15 protein-coding genes are annotated in these 16,893 nt (G+C 32.2%); 12 read left to right on the top strand and 3 right to left on the bottom strand.

Annotation, left to right across the window (positions count from 1 at the left end):
* Positions 1–9 precede the first annotated feature (9 nt).
* On the bottom strand, positions 10–846 hold the full coding sequence (locus GVY01_RS11585) for a hypothetical protein (protein WP_017636688.1): 837 nt from the start codon (positions 844–846) through the stop codon (positions 10–12).
* A gap of 51 nt (positions 847–897) precedes the next feature.
* On the opposite strand from GVY01_RS11585, the gene GVY01_RS11590 reads away from it, so the two are divergent.
* The 12 genes from GVY01_RS11590 (at position 898) to GVY01_RS11645 (ending at position 14,520) form a co-directional block, all read left to right on the top strand.
* Complete coding sequence (locus tag GVY01_RS11590; RefSeq protein WP_017636687.1) at positions 898–2,130, top strand: helix-turn-helix domain-containing protein; 1,233 nt, start codon at positions 898–900, stop codon at positions 2,128–2,130.
* Between the two features lie 408 nt (positions 2,131–2,538).
* The gene (locus GVY01_RS11595; protein WP_017636686.1) at positions 2,539–3,180 is read left to right on the top strand and encodes a bifunctional 2-keto-4-hydroxyglutarate aldolase/2-keto-3-deoxy-6-phosphogluconate aldolase; all 642 of its coding nucleotides are present in this window, start codon (positions 2,539–2,541) and stop codon (positions 3,178–3,180) included.
* 4 nt (positions 3,181–3,184) lie between these two features.
* Entirely contained in the window at positions 3,185–4,195 is a 1,011-nt protein-coding gene (locus GVY01_RS11600) for a sugar kinase (RefSeq protein ID WP_159333772.1), read from the top strand.
* A gap of 15 nt (positions 4,196–4,210) precedes the next feature.
* Positions 4,211–5,614 carry a glycoside-pentoside-hexuronide (GPH):cation symporter gene (locus GVY01_RS11605; RefSeq protein WP_017636684.1) on the top strand — a complete coding sequence of 468 codons (1,404 nt, stop codon included), beginning with the start codon at positions 4,211–4,213 and terminating at the stop codon, positions 5,612–5,614.
* Between the two features lie 14 nt (positions 5,615–5,628).
* Positions 5,629–7,032 carry a glucuronate isomerase gene (gene uxaC / locus GVY01_RS11610; protein WP_017636683.1) on the top strand — a complete coding sequence of 468 codons (1,404 nt, stop codon included), beginning with the start codon at positions 5,629–5,631 and terminating at the stop codon, positions 7,030–7,032.
* A gap of 12 nt (positions 7,033–7,044) precedes the next feature.
* Positions 7,045–8,091, top strand: coding sequence for a mannonate dehydratase (uxuA, locus tag GVY01_RS11615; protein WP_017636682.1), 1,047 nt, complete (start codon positions 7,045–7,047; stop codon positions 8,089–8,091).
* Positions 8,092–8,111: 20 nt separating this feature from the next.
* Positions 8,112–8,954 carry an SDR family oxidoreductase gene (locus GVY01_RS11620; protein WP_017636681.1) on the top strand — a complete coding sequence of 281 codons (843 nt, stop codon included), beginning with the start codon at positions 8,112–8,114 and terminating at the stop codon, positions 8,952–8,954.
* Positions 8,955–8,973: 19 nt separating this feature from the next.
* Positions 8,974–10,782, top strand: coding sequence for a beta-glucuronidase (gene uidA, locus GVY01_RS11625; RefSeq protein ID WP_159333773.1), 1,809 nt, complete (start codon positions 8,974–8,976; stop codon positions 10,780–10,782).
* A gap of 575 nt (positions 10,783–11,357) precedes the next feature.
* Positions 11,358–12,542 carry an acetyl-CoA C-acetyltransferase gene (locus GVY01_RS11630; protein ID WP_017636679.1) on the top strand — a complete coding sequence of 395 codons (1,185 nt, stop codon included), beginning with the start codon at positions 11,358–11,360 and terminating at the stop codon, positions 12,540–12,542.
* Between the two features lie 268 nt (positions 12,543–12,810).
* Positions 12,811–13,350, top strand: coding sequence for a hypothetical protein (locus GVY01_RS11635; RefSeq protein ID WP_017636678.1), 540 nt, complete (start codon positions 12,811–12,813; stop codon positions 13,348–13,350).
* A gap of 34 nt (positions 13,351–13,384) precedes the next feature.
* On the top strand, positions 13,385–13,948 hold the full coding sequence (locus GVY01_RS11640) for a DUF805 domain-containing protein (protein WP_017636677.1): 564 nt from the start codon (positions 13,385–13,387) through the stop codon (positions 13,946–13,948).
* 17 nt (positions 13,949–13,965) lie between these two features.
* Positions 13,966–14,520 (top strand): zinc-ribbon domain-containing protein, encoded by a 555-nt coding sequence (locus tag GVY01_RS11645; RefSeq protein ID WP_236549876.1) that lies wholly within the window; start codon positions 13,966–13,968, stop codon positions 14,518–14,520.
* A 656-nt stretch (positions 14,521–15,176) separates the two neighbouring features.
* Here GVY01_RS11645 and GVY01_RS11650 read toward each other — a convergent pair.
* Entirely contained in the window at positions 15,177–15,740 is a 564-nt protein-coding gene (locus GVY01_RS11650; protein ID WP_159333774.1) for an LPXTG cell wall anchor domain-containing protein, read from the bottom strand.
* A gap of 225 nt (positions 15,741–15,965) precedes the next feature.
* Complete coding sequence (locus GVY01_RS11655) at positions 15,966–16,886, bottom strand: membrane lipoprotein lipid attachment site-containing protein (RefSeq protein ID WP_017637592.1); 921 nt, start codon at positions 16,884–16,886, stop codon at positions 15,966–15,968.
* Between the last annotated feature and the right edge of the window lie 7 nt (positions 16,887–16,893).

A 16,893-nucleotide genomic window follows, 5' to 3' on the forward strand; every position in this document is an offset into this window, starting at 1 on the left:
AGCCACTCCTTAGTCAAAATTATTATAAAATTGTTGAATTACACGGTCTTGAATAGTATTATCAAACTGATTATTAGTAAATAAATCGATATAAGTATGATCTAGGTCATACCAAGATTGTGCTTCATGTCCCGCTAATATTGGATAAAAATGAACATGATTGTCTTGAGCTGCTTGTAAATCTCCTCTGGCATCTCCTAATACTAAAATATGGCCAGATTTGTAAAATGGTTTTAGTTGGTTAATACAATGCTTTTTAGTGCCTGCTTCTTGCGCAAATATACTTGAAAGAAATGGTGTAAGTTCATGCTCTGTCCATTCAGTTTCTACTGCTTTTAAATTGGCAGATGATACAATAACAATATCTGCATCTTTATGTGCATGTTTCAAAGCAGAATGTACATTATCAAATGGACCTATACTAGGTAATTTCACGATTAATTCATTTACTCGATTAGACCAATCTAAAGCTAAGCGTAGTCCTTTCTTTTCTGGATGCGCTTTCATATTTTGTTCTAATTGAGGATTAGAAAATGTTGAAGTGTTGTCTACCCATTCTTTAATGTCTTGATAGCCGTCAACTGTACGACCTTGCTCATGTAATTCTGTGAGCATTTTTTCCAGACCTTGAAATCGATTAATACCTCGTGTGATTTCATATAGGTTAAATTGGTTCCAACGTTCTAGTACTTCGTCTTTTATATCGTCCAAGTTCCAAATATCAAGTAGGGCAGGACCAAAGGCACGTTCGTGTTTGATTGTCATTGTATCCATACCGCAACCATCTGAATCTACACAAATGAGATAGTCATGTTGAGGTTGAAAATGTTCTAGTGAATAATTCAAATTTTTCAATCCTTTCTATTATGTTTATAGTCTTAAGTGAAGGTGATCATTATGTTGAATCAACAAATATTTGATGTTTTAAAAGTACATGCGTTTGAATTATTAATGGTTGATATAAATCATTATGACTTATCGGATATTAAAAATATCAGTAACCATTTAAAGTCTCCTTTTACTAATACTAAAAGTAAAAAATACAAATTAGAGTTAAAGAAACTTTTGGAAAATATGAAAAGTGATTGTATTTATCATTATGTGAATCAATTTGATGTTAATTTTTTATTATTTAAGTATCGAAAATATAATCGAGTTGTCATTCTCGGACCTTTTTTGCATCAACGTCCTAATGAAAAAAGATGCCATGAGATGTTACAACAAGTACAAATTAAATATTCTAAATTATCAATATTAAAACAATACCTTTTACAAATACCTGTTTGTCAGTATAGCCAAGCGTTAAAAATGGCACGTCTAACAGTACGATATTTGAAAAACAGAAATGTAAATTATAAAGTTGAAAAATTAGATTTTAGTTTTCATCGTAATCCTGAATCCCATTCGCACGACAAAGAACAATATGAATATACATTTAACCAAATCAAATCAGCTTATGACATTGAGAATAAGATGCTTACAGCAATTCAAAATGGTAATGTCGATGAAGCTTTAAATTTATATTCAGTAATGAAAGTTTCGGTTTCCGGTATTAGACGTGTAAAAGATGATTTATTAAATCAAAAATACAAAGCCTATCTGCTCAATACGCTATGCCGTAAAAGTATAGAAAAAGCAGAAGTCAATTTACTCATCATCAACGAACTGTCAGCTTATTATGCTGCAAAAATTGATGATGCTATGGACGTCGAAACATTAGAAATGATTACCAAACAATTGGTTCATGATTATGCGCGAACAGCATTAAATGTAAAATCTTTAGATTATAGTTCAAATGTCAACACAGTTATTCAACATATTAAAATTAATTTAGACCACCCGATACATCTAGAAGAATTGGCTGATTTAGTAGGGTTGGCGCCGTCATATCTTTCAAGATTATTTAAGAAAGAAACAGGTCAGTCTATGTCTCAATATATTATGAAACTACGTGTTGAAAAAGGACGAGATCTATTAATCAATACGCCTATGACAATTGAAGAAATAGCACATTATGTTGGTTTTAAACAGCAAGGCTATTTTTCAAAGTGCTTTAAGGAACAATATCAACTTGCGCCCTTAGAATATAAAAAATCTTGTCATGATGAAAACGATGAAAAAGTTACATAACGTAAAGGTTTATGATTTTGTTTAACTTTTACATTACATTTTAAAATTATCATTCATTTTTGTTTTTCACTAGTTAAACACAAAGAAAAATATGTAAATAGCTGATTTTTCTGAAAATGATGTAAAAATTTTATAAAAGACTTAAAAAAATTACAAAAAATCATATAAAATTATGCTTTTCAAATGCAATTTAGTACGCCTAATTGTTTCGCTCACTGAATTCACACTGAAAATGTGCATATTTTAAAAACCCTTTGATACCAACTCTTTTTAAAGATTGTATGAAAGGGTTTTAATTTTTTATTAATTCCTAGTAATTTACACTGAATTGACGTTTCTTCAATTAGAAATATAATGAAGTTGGGTTGGCGAAGAAAAAAACTTTTTAAATAGCAAGGAGTTGATTAAATGAAAAAAGCACAGATATTAACTCGTTTACACGACAATTATCTTGTTGCTGTTGTGAGAGGTAAAAGTAAAGAGGATGCTATCGCTGCTGTAAGTCAGATGATAGAAGGTGGTATTTATAACATCGAAATTACCTTTACTACACCACAAGCTGAAGAAGTGATTCAATATTTAAATCAACATCAAACACATGACAATGTAGTGATTGGTGCAGGTACAGTTTTAGATAGTACTACCGCACGATTAGCCATTTTAAATGGAGCAGAGTACATAGTTAGTCCACACTTTGATCCTGAAATTGCTAAAATGTGTAACCGTTATTCAATACCTTATTTACCAGGTTGTGGTTCAGTCACTGAAATTGTTCAAGCAATGGAAACTGGTGTAGATTTAGTGAAATTATTCCCTGGAGATTTACTAGGAGCTAATTTTATAAAAAATATACATGGACCTATTCCACATATTGAATTAATGCCATCTGGTGGCGTGTCATTAGATAACATGGAAGACTGGTACCAAAAAGGTGCGTATGCAGTTGGTATTGGTAGCGCATTAATGAAAGGTTCCAAAGATGGTAATGATCCAGTTATTAAAGAAAATACACAAAAATTTGTCGAAAAATTCAAGAAAATAAGAGGATGATGAGATGTCATTCATCACATTTGGCGAAATTTTAATGCGATTAAGCACACCGAATCATCAAACCTTCAATCAAGCTCAATCATTAGATACGTATTATGGTGGCGCAGAAATGAACGTTGCCATAGGATTATCAGGATTAGGTATTGATACTGCAATGATTAGCGCTGTTCCAAATAATGAGTTAGGAAATCAAATCATTCAAAATTTGAAACGTTATAGTGTTGATACAACACATGTTAGTCAAGCAGAAGGAAGATTAGGACTCTATTTTACTGAAAGTGGATATGCACAACGTGCACACCGACTTATCTATGATCGTCAAATGAGTACATTTAGTCAATTTTATCATCGAGATGATGATATCGAAGTAATACTAAAGGAACATGATTGGTTCCATATTACTGGTATTACGGCTGGTTTAAATAATGAATTACTACAATATTTGAAAAAAGCTGTAAAAGTAGCTAAAAAGTTAGGTCTATTTGTAAGTTGTGATTTAAATTTCAGAGCTGCTTTATGGGATTTCGAAACAGCTAGAAAAGAAATGTCAGACATATTATATGATGTGGATTTAGTCTTTGGTTATGAACCAATTGCATTGCCTGACAATGAAGGACATGACCAAAAAGATGGATTAGACAGAATGGCTGACATTGAGGTAATAAAACCATATTTAAAACAAATTCACGATAAATACAATATTAAATATATTGCGTTTGTACAGAGAAAAAATTTTAGCCATAAAAGAAACCGCTTACAAGGATTTCTATCTACACAGAATCAGGTAGTTAAAACTGATCCTATAGATGTCGATATATTGGATAGATTAGGAACTGGGGATGCATTTAGCGTAGGTGTCATTTATGGGATTATGCAGAAATGGAATTTAGCAAAAATTGTTGAATTTGGAATATATAACATGAGCTATAAACACAATATATTTGGTGATTTTAGTTATGCAAGTCTAGAAAATATTTACGCGTCTATTCAAAGTAACCGAGACATTAATAGATAGAAAGAAGGCACGATTATGGGAGACACAGTTGAAAAAAGAGAAAATAGAAAAGTTAAAAAACTTAATCATATTGCAGAACCTGCTTTAGGATTTAAAGAAAAATTATCATACGGTTTTGGTGACTTAGGTAACGGTATGATGTTTGACATGGGACAAATTTATTTAATGATGTTCTTTACTGATATTTTAGGTATTTCAGCATTTTACGGTGGTCTTGTATTTTTAGTAGCAAAGATTTTTGATGCATTTGTGGATACTGGTGTAGGTACAATTGTCGATTCTCGACGTAACATTGGTCCTAAAGGTAAATTCAAACCATTTATTTTATACGGAACTGTACCATTAGCAATTGTAACGGTGCTATCATTTACTGCACCCGACTTTAGTTACACAGGAAAAGTAGTGTGGGCATTTGCTACATACTTATTATTCAATGCTGCATACTCAGTTGTTAACATTCCTTATGGTTCATTATCTGCTGCTATGACAATGAACTCAGATGACAGAACACAATTATCTGTATTTAGAAACTTAGGTTCACAAAGTGCATTATTTATAGCAGGGATTGTTGTTATACCATTAGTATCTAAATTTGATAACCATGCTATAGGTTATCCAGTAGTGGTTGCTGGCTTAGCAGTATTTGGTGTTATATTCCATTTAATTTGCTATAAAGGTGTTAAAGAACGTCACGTCGTTGAACGTCCTAAAGAAAAAGGCCTTAACAAAAAAGCATTCTTTAACTTAGTGAAAAACGAAGCATTTGCAGTGTTAGCCATCTTTACATTATTAACAATCATGTCAATGTTCTTAATTCAATCTTGTCAGCTTTACTACTTTAAATATGTGTTAGACGAACCTAATTTAGTAGGTTTAGTAAGTACATTAAACTTTGTAGTATTATTACCTGCATTATATGCAACAACACTTATTAGTAAAAAAATGGGTAAAAAAGCAACAGCACTTATCGGTATCGGCGGTTTTGTTATATTCGAAGCTTTAAATTTCATGTTCTTTAGTGAAAACCATATTATGTTCTTAGTAATGAATACCATTGCACAATTCTTTTTAGTTATTCCAAACACTGTTATCTGGGCATTTATTGCTGACGTTGTGGAATACGGACAATGGAAATTTGGATTACGTTCTGAAGGTATTACGTATTCAAGTTACAGTTTCACAAGAAAAGTATCACAAGCACTTGCAGGATTTGTACCTGGTTTAGCTTTAACATTTATAGGATACAAACCAAATGTAGAGCAATCAGCTGGTACAATTCAAGGTCTTAAAATTTTATTCTTTGCAGTACCGGCAGTGGCTTGTTTACTTGCATTAATTATCTTCTTCATATGGTATCCATTAACAGATAAACGACATAAACAAATTGTTAAAGAACTTGCATTAAGAGAAGAAATATAAGGAGTGAAATGAGCATGGCTTTTATTAACGAAGACTTTATGCTAGAAAATGAAACAGCTAAACACTTGTATCATGATTTCGCGAAAGAAATGCCGATTTACGACTATCATTGTCACCTAGATCCAAAACAAATTAGTGATAATGTTAAATGCGATAATATTGCTGACTTATGGTTAAGTGGTGACCATTATAAATGGCGTGCAATGCGTGCACAAGGTATTGAAGAAAGATACATTACTGGAGACGCTGAACCACTTGAAAAATTTAAAAAGTGGGCTGAAGCATTAGAAAATTCAATTGGCAATCCACTATATCACTGGTCACAATTAGAATTAAAAATGTATTTTGAAATTGAAGACTTATTAACAAGTGACAATGCTGAAGAGATTTATCACCGAGCAAATGATTATTTAAAAGAACATAACGTGACGACACAATCATTAATCACTAATTCAAATGTTAATTTGATTTGTACAACTGATAACCCAACAGATGACTTAAAATATCATGATGAAATTAAAGAACAAAACGATTTTAAAACTGTAGTCTTACCAGCGTTTAGACCTGATGATGTGTTCAAAGTTGGTGACAAAGCATTTACTGATTTAATACAAAAATTAGAAGGCTTAACACATAAAATAGATAATCCATCTCAATTTGTAGATGCGTTAAATCAACGTATTCAATACTTCCATGACAAAGGCGGACGTCTTGCTGACCATGGTTTAGAAGAAATACATTTTGAAAGTTATACAACACAAGATATTGAAGCAATCTTCAATAAGGCTATAAATAATGAAGACGTTTCAAAATATGAAACATTCCAATTCCAAACATTTATTTTGAACGAATTAAGTAAAGCCTATCATGAATATGGTTGGGTAATGCAAATTCACTTTGGCGCTATCCGAAATAACAATACTAAAATGTTTGAACAAGTGGGTAGAGATGCTGGATTTGATTCTATCCGAGATCAAGACAACTTAGCGTATCATTTAAACGCAACGTTAGACATGATGGAACAAGGTAATCATTTACCAAAAACAATTTTATATAATTTAAACCCAATTTATAACGATATTGTAGGTTCTACGATTGCAAACTTCCAAACTGAACCTGGTATTCAAAGTAAAGTTCAACACGGTGCTGGTTGGTGGTTTAATGATACAAAACGAGGTATGTTACGCCAAATGTCATCATTAGCAGATCAAGGATTATTAATGCATTTCGTAGGTATGCTTACTGATTCAAGAAGCTTTATTTCATACTCAAGACATGATTACTTTAGACGAATTTTATCTACTTTTATAGGTGATTTAGTAGAAAAAGGTGAAATTCCAAATGATGATCAATTGTTACAACGAATGATTGAGAACATCTGTTATAACAATGCATATCATTATTTCAAACTTATTTAGGAGGACAATATTATGAAAATGTCATTTAGATGGTATGGGAAAGATGATCCCATTAGCTTAGAATATATTAAACAAATACCAGGGATGAAAGGTATTGTAACTGCGATATACGATGTGCCAGTTGGAGAGGTATGGCCATTAGATAAAATCAAAGCATTAAAACAAGAAGTAGAAGATGCAGGTATGGAAATATCTGTGATTGAAAGTGTACCAGTACATGAAGATATTAAATTAGGTAAACCGACAAGAGATAAATATATTGAAAATTATTGCCAAACTTTACGCAATTTAGGACAAGTTGGTATTAACACAGTATGTTATAACTTTATGCCAGTATTCGACTGGACAAGATCTCAATTAGATTATCGCTTAGACGATGGATCTACATGCTTAATTTATGATGAGAAAGATGTTGAAAAAATGAATCCACTAAGTGGTGAATTATCATTACCTGGTTGGGATTCAAGTTATACAAAAGAAGACTTAAATCAATTATTTGAAGATTATAAACAAGTGGATGAAGAAAAATTATGGGAAAACTTAAATTACTTTATTCAAAAAGTCATTCCGGTTGCTGAAGAGGAAGACGTTCTAATGGCGATACATCCGGACGATCCACCTTGGAATATCTTTGGCTTACCACGTATCATCACTAACAAAGAAAACTTAGAACGATTCATTAACTTATATGATTCTAGAAGTAATGGATTAACAATGTGTTCTGGTTCTTTAGGTGCAGATAGAAAAAATGACTTTGTAGATATGTTACGTTATTTCGGCCAAAAAGACCGTGTTCATTTTGTACATGCACGTAATGTTAAATTAATTGGTGACAAATCATTCCAAGAATCTGGTCATTTATCTGAAGATGGGTCTATTGATATGTATGAAGTCGTTCAAGCAATGTATGATTTCGGATATGAAGGACCAATTAGACCTGACCATGGACGTATGATATGGGGCGAAACAGGTAAACCAGGTTATGGATTGTATGACCGTGCCTTAGGTGCAACATATTTAAACGGGTTATATGAAACAGTTAGTAAAACTAACAAATAAACTAAAGGAGAAATCAATTTATGAAATTACCTTTCAATATAGATTTAACTAACAAAGTAGTAGTAATTACAGGCGGAACAGGCGTACTTGGAAGTGCGATGTCAACAGCATTAGCACAAAGTGGCGCTAAAGTCGCTATGGTTGGAATTGCAGATGATAATAATGGTTTAGTCGATCAAATCAAAGCATTAGGTGGAGAATCTAAAGTATTTTTAGGAGACGTCACTAAAAAAGCGGACATGGAAAGAGTAAAAAAAGAAGTTAATGAAGCTTTCGGTAGCGTTGATATTTTAATCAATGGTGCTGGCGGAAATTCTCCAAAAGGTACAACTGATGATGAACGTTTTGAAGGCCAACTTGATCAAGAAGGTAAGACATTCTTCGATTTAGATGAAAAGAGCGTAGGATTTGTGATGGATCTTAACTTCTTAGGTACATTTATTCCTTCACAAGTATTCGCAACTGATATGTTAGATAAAGAAGAAGCATCAATTATCAACATTTCATCTATGAACGCATTTACACCATTAACTAAAATTCCTGGTTATAGTGGTGCTAAAGCAGCAATTAGTAACTTTACACAATGGTTAAGTGTTTACTTCTCTAAAACTAATATTCGCGTCAATGCGATTGCACCAGGATTTTTATTAACAAAACAAAATGAAGCATTATTATTAAATGAAGACGGAAGTTACACTGATCGCTCTAGAAAAATCATCAATGCGACACCTATGGAGCGCTTTGGTAAACCAGAAGAACTTATTGGTGCATTATTATTCCTAGTAAGCGAAGAAGCATCTAGCTTTATAAATGGTGTAGTATTACCGATTGATGGAGGATTTAACGCATATTCTGGTGTTTAATGAATAGGAGGAGCTTAAGTTGTTATATCCAATATTTACAGAAACAAGACAACTACTTGATTTATGTGGAACATGGAAATTTAAATTAATTCAGCATCAAGAGAAAATTGATGTGAGTCAACCTTTAGATACAGATGAGGTCATGGCTGTTCCCGGTTCATTTAATGATCAAGGTGTGATTCAAACAATTAGAAATCACGTAGGTGATGTATGTTATGAACGCGACATCGTTATTCCTAAACATCTAAAAGGTGAACGCATTGTATTAAGATTCGGCTCTGTGACACATCACGCTAAAGTTTATATCGATGGTCAAGAAGTCGTGACACATTCAGGTGGATTCTTACCATTTGAAGCGGATATTTCTGATATCGCTACTGTTGGTGCACACCGTTTAACAGTTGTTGTGAACAATGTTCTGACACACAGTACATTACCTGTAGGAAACTATAGTGAACGTACAGATAAAGACGGCAATTTGACACCTGTCAATGTACCTAACTTTGACTTCTTTAACTACTCAGGTATTCATCGCCCAGTGAAAATTTATTCAACACCTCAAACTTATATTGAGGACATTGTTATTAATCCTGAAGTAAAAAGTGAATCACAAAGTATTGTGAATTACAAAGTGAGCACACAACAACACGGTGATCAAATCGACAAAGTTAAAGTAACTGTTTTAGATGAAGAAGGAACAGTAGTCGCTGAACATGAGGGTACTGAAGGTCAGATTACTATTGAAAATCCACGTCTATGGGAACCATTGAATTCTTATTTATACAATATGAAAGTAGAATTATTAAATGGTACTGAGTGCGTGGATGTTTATACTGAACGTTTTGGTATTCGTTCAGTTGAAGTGAAAAACGGTCAATTCTTAATTAATAATAAGCCATTTTACTTTAAAGGATTCGGTAAACACGAAGATACTTTTTATAATGGACGTGGCTTAAATGAATCAGCTAATGTGATGGATATTAACTTGATGAAATGGATTGGCGCAAACTCATTTAGAACATCACACTATCCTTATTCAGAGGAAATGATGCGTCTAGCTGATGAACAAGGTATTGTTGTGATTGATGAAACAACTGGTGTTGGTATTCATCTTAACTTCGCAGTCGAACTTATTGGTGATGCCGAACAACAAGATACGTGGAAAGATATTCAAACACATCAAGCGCACAAAGAAGTGATTGAAGGATTAATTGAAAGAGATAAAAATCACGCATGTGTAGTAATGTGGTCTATTGCGAATGAACCAGCTTCTAATGAAAAAGGTGCGAAAGAATACTTTGAACCATTTATTAACCTAGCTAGAGAAAAAGATCCACAAAATAGACCAGTGACAATTGTTACAATTCTAATGGCGCAACCAGATGTTTGTGAAGTACAAGATTTAGTTGATGTACTTTGTCTCAATAGATATTACGGTTGGTATACACAATCAGGTGATTTAGAAAGTGCTAAAGAAGCATTGGATAAAGAATTATCTGAATGGTCTAAGCGTCAACCTAATAAACCAATTATGTTTACAGAGTATGGCGCTGATACAGTTGCAGGTATGCATGCGATTGATGATCAAATGTTTACAGAAGAATATCAATTAAGATACTATAAAGCCAATCATGAAGTGATGGATCAATATCCTCAATTTATTGGTGAACAAACATGGAACTTTGCTGATTTTGAAACATCAAATGGTATTATCCGTGTTCAAGGTAATAAAAAAGGTATCTTCACTCGTGATCGTAAGCCAAAAGCTATCGCACATTACTTTAAAGAGCGTTGGCATAATATTCCAGATTTCGGTTATAAATCATAATCGAACTTAAACCCAAACCTTAACGAAGAGGTATAATGTAAGCTAAAAAATATAAAATATAAACAGACCAACATATAAAACCAACTAAAGCCCCCAACTTTAGTTGGTTTATTTTTTATGTACTGTTTTAAATCGACTCCCCTCCCAGGGCACAGTTTCAGCCGGAAATACTACACAGATAAACCCGTGAATATTTCTAGGGTCTTCAACTAGTACGGTTTTCTCGGGGGTCTCGCTATAAATATGACGTATTAGTCTATAGATTTATTTTTAAATGCTGAATACTATTTTAATCATTTTAAAGAACTATATGAATACTCTAGTGTTTCATTTTCAATTGCTGTTTTAATTTAAAATAATGCTGCTTGTTAATAGGCTCTTTCTGGTAAATGTGAATAAGATTTTGGTAAAATATCAACAATGAGTAAATAAAAATTTAGTCACTAACTTTTCATGTTAACTCAATTGATGAGTGATTTATCCATGATGTTATGGGTGAGGAAACGTTGATTTATTCATTAATGATGAAAACATGACATACCTATATATAAATGAGAAGGAGATGAATATGTCTTATGTCTAGAATCGTTTTAGCTGAAGCATATCGTACACCAATTGGCGTTTTTGGAGGTGCATTTAAAGACCTACCTGCCTACGAATTAGGAGCAACTTTAATACAACACATTTTAAAAACAACAAATATCGATCCTAAAGAAATTAATGAAGTTATCTTAGGCAATGTTTTACAAGCTGGCCAAGGACAAAACCCTGCACGAATTGCGGCGATGAAAGGTGGCTTACCAGAAACAGTACCATCATTTACAGTTAATAAAGTATGTGGATCAGGTTTGAAATCTATTCAACTTGCGTATCAATCTATTTTAGCTGGCGATAATGAAATCGTACTCGCAGGCGGTATGGAAAGCATGTCACAGTCCCCAATGCTAATGAAAAATGCACGTTTTGGATTTAAAATGGGGGACCAAAAATTAGTCGATAGTATGGTAGCAGATGGTCTAACGGACGTCTTTAATGACTATCATATGGGTATTACTGCTGAAAACTTAGTCAACAAATATAACATCAGCCGTGAAGCTCAAGATGAATTTGCAGCTCAGTCACAACAAAAAGCAGAAGCAGCACAAAATAGTGGCGCTTTTGATGTAGAGATTGTGCCAGTTGAAGTACCACAACGTAAGGGTGAACCTCTAGTTGTATCTCAAGATGAAGGTGTTCGAAAAGGAACAACAGCGGATAAATTAAGTCATTTAAGACCAGCATTTAAAAAGGATGGCTCAGTGACTGCAGGTAACGCTTCTGGTATTAATGATGGGGCTTCTGTGATGTTGGTGATGACGGAAGATAAAGCTAAAGAATTAAACATCAAACCTATCGCTGTGTTAGATGGTTTCGGTACAAGTGGTGTTGATCCTTCTATTATGGGTATTGGACCAGTTGAAGCGGTTAATAAAGTATTACAACGTACAAATAAATCAATAGATGACATTGATGTATTTGAGTTAAACGAGGCATTTGCATCACAAGCCTTAGCAGTAAATCAAGAACTTCAATTACCTGAAAACAAAGTTAATACAAAAGGTGGCGCAATTGCGTTAGGTCATCCTATCGGCGCATCAGGTGCACGTATTTTAGTAACACTTTTACATCAATTAAACGAGGACAAACAAACAGGACTTGCTTCATTATGTATTGGTGGCGGACAAGGTATCGCAACAGTCGTGTCACGTTATCAAGATTAAATAGAGATATCATAAAAGAATCATTAAAAAATAGTAATACAAAAATAAAAAAGTGAATAAAAGTCGGAGTTATTACGTCCTTCGATTGGAGTGAAAAGGCAATTTCTATTTAGAAATTGTCTTTTTTATTATGTGGATTTTTGAAATTTCACTTCATGTATATAGTTTAACAATATATTAAATTAATTTGTAAAAATGTTATAACTATAGTAAAAAACAAATAATATTGTGTTAAAATATTGTTACTAAACAAAAAGGATGGAGAGACATGAAAATTAAATATTTAGCAGTGCCTAGTTTAGCTATTACTTTATTATTAACCGGTTGTGGTCAAAAAGATAGTGATAATAATAAAGAAGCAAAAGATAAACAAGAAGAAAAAAAGAAAGATAGTAAGAAAGAAAAATCAAAAGATAAAACTACAAATAATTCTACAGAAAATAATTCTAATGAGAGCACCCAACAAAATAATAGTACTCAAGAAGCTTCAAATAATTCTAATAACCAACAAGAAACACAAGCCGAAGCCAATGAACGTATGCAAAATGAAAGTCGTTCAGAACATAACGGCATGAGTAACGCTGAATATGCTGAAAAAGTCTCTAATGACGCTAACAGTAATAGTAAAGAATATCAAGATTACTTAAACGCTAAAGAAAGTCAGCACGCTGTAACTCACCTAACACCTGAACAAAAAGCTAATGGTGCAGGTGGTGGTGGAGCTGCTTGGAATTATGCAGATGAAGATGAAAGTTTTAATGATTGGAAAGAAAGAACTGATAGTGAGAAAGCCCAGGCCGGTTATTAAAAAATAATTAATAAGATTAGGAGATTAAAATAATATGTATTGTCCAAATTGCGGAAATAAGTTAGAAAGTAATACTAGATTTTGTGCTAATTGTGGTACGCCAATTAATAACGATAGCTCTAATCAAGGTTATCAAGAAAATAATTACTACAATCAAACTCAATCTATTCAGCAAACTAAATCACAAAAGAATCCATGGGAATTATATGTAGACGCTTGGAAGAATGCTTTTAATTATCAAGGTATTACTTCTCGTCGAGGATTTTGGTGGACATATTTAATTCATGTAATTATTGGTATAGTCCTTACTCTATTTGTACTCTTAATACAAGCTACTGATAGTATTTTAGAATTGTTATTAATAGGTATCTTATACCTACCTTTAGTTGCTATTAGTGCAAGAAGAATGAGAGATACTAATAAATCAATATATTGGGGAATAATCCCTATAGTAGTTCAATGGTTTTTCCAGCCAGTTATGGTTGGGGATTATTTAAGCGGTGTTATGCAAATTGCTGTGATACCTTTAACTATAGTTTTTATTGTTTTTGCTTGCCAACGTACTAAAAATACTGAAAATAGAGAGAGAATTAATTAATGTGAGGAAATAAATTTATGTATTGTTCGAATTGTGGAAATAAATTAACAAGAGGATCAAAATTTTGTGAACATTGTGGAACTCCATTAAATAATTTTGAATATGACAACTATCAACATCCAGATGAAAGCTTTAATAATGATAAACAATTAAAGAATAATGATTTCCCTACTAAAAACCCGTGGGAATTATATTTAGATACTTGGAAAAATATATTTAATTATAAAGGTGTCACATCACGTAGAGGATTTTGGTGGGCTTTTTTATTTCATGATATTTCATTAGCATTAGTAAGTGGAATACTTAGCAGGTCTACACTACTAATTTTTATTTTAAGAGTAATTATCTTCTTACCTATTTTATCAAGTGGAGTTAGAAGAATGAGGGATGTTAATAAACCAATATTTATACCTTATGTGTTAATTATCGGAAGCTTGGTCTTTAATGAAAATATGTTTTATTCATACATCTTATTAATTCCTAGAATTATATTATTTATCACAATGGTTATATTTATTGTTTTTGCTTGTTTTGAAACTAAAAACTATAACAATCGTGATAGAATTAATTAACTTTACTTTGCTAAGTCAAGTTGTATTATTTTAAAAAATATTTTAATTTTATCGAGTTGTATTTAATCCAATAACCGTGCATATTCAAAAGAAAAGACGAAATTTAGGTAAAAAACCTTAACTTTAAGCAAGTCTGTCTACTATGTATAATAAAGATTTTAAAATATTAGTTAACAAAATTGTCATATGTCATCACTTAAACTAAGAAAGTGAGGTGATGTCTATATGACGATAAACTTCGATTTAGGTTTATCTTTGGCTTTTAGTATTATTGGAACTATCTATTTAGTTATAAAGATGAATATAAAAAATAAGCCCTCGTATTGGAGTACGAGAGTAAAATATAAAAGAAGTAATAACACATAGAGTTGACGAGTTCACAATACGTTAACTAAGTTTTATGTCCAGTTCGTTTTTACGAACTGGTTTTTTGTTATATATATACTAGCTTACTACATTTACACATAACAACATCAAAGGTGTATCTTTTTGTGCTTTTTGTTTGTTTATGATAATATTTTTTCGTGAATTTATACACAAAAATTGTGTATAAAAACAATTACTTATTTATACGAACCTATGTTAAAAATGCACCCACAAATTTAGATTTTTAGTCCAATTTTTGGGTGCACATTGAATACTTCCATAGTTAGTTGTTATTGGTTTTTAGATACACGTCTGAATGTTAATAATGAACCTACAGCTAATAAAATAGCTGCTAATGTTGTAACGAATGTTGTATTAGATTGTCCTGTTTCTGGCAATGCTTTAGCTTGGTCTTGGGTATTGTTTTGAGTTGTAGCATTACTATTTGTAGCTTGTGTTTGTTGTTCGTTTTGTTGAGTATTTACTGTATTGTTAGTCGCTTTTTCTGATTGGTTATTATTTTGAGTAGGTTGGTTTTGTGCTTTAGCGTAAACAATACTTTTTGTTGGTTCTTGAGGATTATTACCAACGACGCGACCATCTTTGTAAACTTTTGCAGATGCAATTCCGTTATCTTTTTCCGTACCGAATCCTAACGTGTAATAATCGCCTTTATCTTCAATATTACCTGCAGTGACTTTACCTGCATTATTATATTTTGAACCAATTGTTTGTTCTGCATATTTCTTAACATTTGCGTCATTGATGACTTGGTCGGCATGTGCTGTTCCTAGACCTGTAAATAATAACGTTCCTGCTACTGTTGTGGTACCTAACATAGTTAATTTTTTCATTTTAAATGCACTCCTCATTATTTTTGTGATTTTTATTTATATTTCACAGTGATGATTAATCGTAAAATATAAATTTAGATAAATAGTTCGTCATGGTTTTTAACCTCCCAATACAGGTTTTTTAAAATGAAATAAGATAATGATTTATAAAATGAAATAAGATAATGATTTATAAAATGAAAGACACCATAAATACAGTGATTAATGGTGCCTATACATAGAAGTTTATAAATTGTCGAATGAATGATCTTCTTTGTCTTTCTCTTGTTTGCCAGAATCGGTATCGTTATAATCAATGACTTTAGTTACGTTATCTTTGTCATCTTTAGTGACTTTAGTATTTTTTGGTACTTCAACTAATGTTAATTCTGAAATATATTGATCAATTTTAGGTTGATTGTCATTATCAACATCACTCGTTAATTTCGCAAATCCGGCAAATGTTTTACCTTTATATTCAAATGGCTCGATTTCGTAGTCTGACGATTGAGGGAAGTTACTTTTTAAGCCATCTTCATCAATTTTGTTATGGTTAGATAGCCAATCTGTTTTTTCTTCACTAATGTCACCACTCATATCCATTTCTCTTTGATAATCGGCTAATCGCACGTCTTCTTTGAGAGCGTCACCTTTTTTAGTGTATAAAATAGTTTTCAAATCAGAAGGCTCGTATTTAATGTTGACTTTATTTTGGTCATCATTAATGCCATGATTCATCTCATATTCTGTTAGCTTAGTTAATTTACGGTCAATATCTGAAACATCAGTACTAACGAGTTGATCAAAACTTACTTGATCATTGATTTTGTCGCTATAATTGTAACCTTGTCCGTCTTTAATATAGCCAATATTAGTGATACTGAATTTTTTCAAACTATCTTTTGGATGTTTGATGAAATCGTTGTTAGATACTTTTTCACTTGGAACACTATCGTTTTTTAATGTAACGATTAATTGTTCTTTTGGATTGTCTAACAATTGTTTAAGTTGAACAGTTTTAGTTGAATGATGTGAACTATCCTTAGTTTGATGTTTGTCTGATTCCGCTTTGTGACTTGAGTTAGACTGACCGTCGTCTTGATGTGATGTACTACAAGCTGTTAATAGTAATGTTGCACCTAATATACTTACTAAAATTCTTTTCACTATAAAA

The organism is Staphylococcus sp. 8AQ (assembly GCF_902506595.1).
Taxonomy (GTDB): Bacteria; Bacillota; Bacilli; order Staphylococcales; family Staphylococcaceae; genus Staphylococcus; species Staphylococcus pasteuri.

Bases quoted from the DNA above. Each gene is read 5' to 3' on its own strand.
- uxuA (WP_017636682.1), top strand. From the start codon at position 7,045: ATGAAAATGTCATTTAGATGGTATGGGAAAGATGATCCCATTAGCTTA.
- GVY01_RS11650 (WP_159333774.1), bottom strand. From the start codon at position 15,740: ATGAAAAAATTAACTATGTTAGGTACCACAACAGTAGCAGGAACGTTA.
- GVY01_RS11635 (WP_017636678.1), top strand. From the start codon at position 12,811: ATGAAAATTAAATATTTAGCAGTGCCTAGTTTAGCTATTACTTTATTA.
- uxaC (WP_017636683.1), top strand. From the start codon at position 5,629: ATGGCTTTTATTAACGAAGACTTTATGCTAGAAAATGAAACAGCTAAA.
- GVY01_RS11600 (WP_159333772.1), top strand. From the start codon at position 3,185: ATGTCATTCATCACATTTGGCGAAATTTTAATGCGATTAAGCACACCG.
- GVY01_RS11640 (WP_017636677.1), top strand. From the start codon at position 13,385: ATGTATTGTCCAAATTGCGGAAATAAGTTAGAAAGTAATACTAGATTT.
- GVY01_RS11590 (WP_017636687.1), top strand. From the start codon at position 898: ATGTTGAATCAACAAATATTTGATGTTTTAAAAGTACATGCGTTTGAA.
- GVY01_RS11645 (WP_236549876.1), top strand. From the start codon at position 13,966: ATGTATTGTTCGAATTGTGGAAATAAATTAACAAGAGGATCAAAATTT.
- GVY01_RS11605 (WP_017636684.1), top strand. From the start codon at position 4,211: ATGGGAGACACAGTTGAAAAAAGAGAAAATAGAAAAGTTAAAAAACTT.
- GVY01_RS11620 (WP_017636681.1), top strand. From the start codon at position 8,112: ATGAAATTACCTTTCAATATAGATTTAACTAACAAAGTAGTAGTAATT.
- GVY01_RS11595 (WP_017636686.1), top strand. From the start codon at position 2,539: ATGAAAAAAGCACAGATATTAACTCGTTTACACGACAATTATCTTGTT.
- GVY01_RS11630 (WP_017636679.1), top strand. From the start codon at position 11,358: ATGTCTAGAATCGTTTTAGCTGAAGCATATCGTACACCAATTGGCGTT.